The following is a 2,892-nucleotide window of genomic DNA, read 5'->3' as shown; positions in this document are numbered from 1 at the left end:
TCGTTTGGCAAGCGATTTTAAAAAGTGGATTGATCGCCTAACCAAACCTCTCTCTTCAAATCTATCTCCTCTTCTGAGGAGTTCTTCTTGATATTTTCTTTATCCCTTCTCCCTTTTATTTGAGCTTTTTTTGACCAACTTCGGGGATATGATTACACTTGAAATCTATTCGATACGGAGTTAGTCATGATGTTAGAAATCATAGCAGGTATTACACTTGCTGTTGCATTGCTTTTTTACTTCGTTTATTCCCTTATTAAAATTGAGGAGCTGTAAATGAATGTATTAGATATGGGTTTGTTCGCATTGTTTGCGTTCACAGTAGTGGTTTTCGGATTTTTTCTTGGAAATTATCTCTATAAAATTTTTGATGGCAAAAAAACGTTTCTCGATTCTATAATGAATCCTGTCGAAAATCTCATTTTTCGCATCAGTGGAATCAATACGCAGATATCACAGAGTTTTAAAGAATATACCCTTTCCTTGATGGTATTTAATCTCTTTGGAATATTCATCCTCTTTTTTATCCTTTATTTTCAAAGTGCTATGGGACTTAATCCTCAGAATTTCTCCAATTTGAGTTGGCATTTGGCACTGAACACGGCGATCAGTTTTGTTACTAATACGAACTGGCAAAGCTATGGCGGTGAGAGTACCATGAGCTATTTCTCCCAAATGGTGGGACTAAGTGTCCAAAACTTCCTATCAGCCGCAACGGGTGCAGCCGTCGCAGTGGCATTGATGCGCGGTCTCACTGGTAGAGGGATCGGGAATTTTTATGTCGATACGACCAAAACAACATTGCGTATTTTGTTGCCGATTGCCTTTGTGTATGCGATATTTTTGATGTCTCAGGGTGTGATACAAACCTTTTCTTCCTATGTAGAGCTGACAACGATCGAAGGTGCGAAGCAAACATTGGCAATGGGACCGGTGGCAAGTCAGGAATCGATCAAGATGTTGGGAACCAACGGTGGCGGATTTTTCAATGTTAACAGTGCTCATCCATTTGAGAACCCGAATGAATTGACGAACTTCATCCAAATCTTTTCAATCTTTTTGATCCCTATCGCACTGTTGTTTGCCTACGGTAAATTTGCCGGAAACCGCAGAGAAGGAATTGCAATCTTTGGTGCTATGTCACTCTTGTTTGCGCTGACGCTCGGAGCAACGTACTATACCGAATCCCAAGGGAATGCGATGTTGACGCAGCTCGGTGTCGAAGCGGGTCCTAGTATGGAGGGTAAAGAGGTACGGTTTGCTCTAGGAGCATCAAGCCTATTTGCGACCGTCACGACGGCGGCATCGTGCGGTGCGGTTAATGCAATGCATGATAGTTTCTCACCCCTTGCAGGCGGGGTTTTGATGCTTCAGATGATGGTCGGAGAGGTAATCTTCGGCGGTGTCGGTGCAGGATTTTACGGGATGATGATCTATGCATTGCTCTCCATGTTTATGATCGGTTTGATGGTCGGAAAAACACCGATGTATCTGGGCAAAAAGATCGAGGCGTATGAGATCAAAGCGGTCATCATCGCACTGCTTCTCCCCTCGGCGGCAATTTTGGGCTTTTCAGCGATCGCGGCGAATTGTGCTGATGGATTGGCAGGACTTAATAACGCAGGACCACACGGTTTGAGCGAAATACTCTATGCCTACACCTCGGCGGCGGCAAATAACGGAAGCGCTTTCGCGGGACTCACCGCCAATACACCGTTTTACAATGTGACATTGGCTATCGCTATGTTTATCGGACGCTTTGGGGTTATTATCCCGATGATCGCGATTGCGGCGAGTATGTCGAACAAAAAAACGTATGCCCTCTCATCAGGTTCGGTACGAAGTGACAATATGACATTCACGATCTTTTTAGCCTTTACGGTTCTGATTTTAGGTGCATTGACCTTTTTACCCGCGTTGACGTTTACAGCGATTGCCGAGCATATTTTAATGCAATCTGGCAAGCTGTTTTAAGGAAATAGTATGAAAAAAGCAATTGAAATTAATAATAATGAAATCATTAAAGATGCGATAAAAGAGTCTTTTATCCGTCTCAATCCGAAACATCAGATCAAAAATCCGGTGATCTTTGCCGTGACACTCAGTTCAGCGTTTTGTACCGTTTTATTTTTTGCCGGAAGTTTTGATCCAGCAGATTTTTGGTTTAATCTACAGCTCTTGTTCTGGCTGTGGTTTACTGTTCTTTTCGCCAACTTTGCCGAAGCGTTAGCAGAGGGTCGCGGAAAAGCGCAGGCATCGAGTTTACGTCAAACCCAAAGCAATCTCAAAGCCAATCGTTTGGTTGGGGATAAAACAGAATACATCGATGCATCATTGCTCTTAAAGGGGGATGTTGTCATTGTCAAAGCGGGTGAGTTGATCCCCTCTGATGGTGAAGTGATCGAAGGGGTTGCGAGTGTCAACGAGAGTGCAATTACCGGTGAATCGGCTCCCGTTATCCGTGAGAGTGGCGGAGATCGCAGTTCGGTAACCGGAGGGACAACGGTACTGTCTGATTGGATCAAAATACGGGTAACGGCGGCCAAGGGTGAAAGTTTTCTCGATCAGATGATTTCACTGGTGGAGGGGGCAAAACGTCAAAAAACCCCGAATGAAATCGCCCTCAGCCTGATCCTTATCGGATTTAGTTTGATCTTCTTACTCTCGGTGGCGACGTTGCAACCGTTGGTAGGTTATTTTGATAGTTCTTTTTCACTCCTCGTTCTTGTAGCGTTGTTTGTGTGTTTGATCCCAACTACTATCGGCGGATTACTCAGTGCCATCGGAATCGCGGGGATGGATCGATTGTTACGTAAAAACGTCATCGCCACCAGTGGTAAAGCGGTCGAAACAGCGGGAGATATTTCGGTGTTACTCCTCGACAAAACGGGG

2 protein-coding genes are annotated in these 2,892 nt (G+C 44.4%); both read left to right on the top strand.

The window, feature by feature from the left end; genetic code table 11:
• Positions 1-276 precede the first annotated feature (276 nt).
• Positions 277-1,974 (top strand): potassium-transporting ATPase subunit KdpA, encoded by a 1,698-nt coding sequence (kdpA, locus tag WA010_RS01670; RefSeq protein ID WP_422555443.1) that lies wholly within the window; start codon positions 277-279, stop codon positions 1,972-1,974.
• Between the two features lie 9 nt (positions 1,975-1,983).
• Positions 1,984-2,892 (top strand): HAD-IC family P-type ATPase (locus WA010_RS01665; RefSeq protein ID WP_422555442.1); only part of this gene is annotated, 909 nt, incomplete at its 3' end.

The organism is Sulfuricurvum sp. (genome assembly GCF_049305995.1).
GTDB lineage: Bacteria > Campylobacterota > Campylobacteria > Campylobacterales > Sulfurimonadaceae > Sulfuricurvum.
The sequence above is the reverse complement of the archived record's forward strand: the minus strand, read 5'-3'. Positions and strand labels throughout refer to the sequence as shown.

What these genes read in the sequence shown, in the direction of transcription:
- kdpA (WP_422555443.1), top strand. Translation starts at nt 277, where the DNA reads ATGAATGTATTAGATATGGGTTTGTTCGCATTGTTTGCGTTCACAGTA.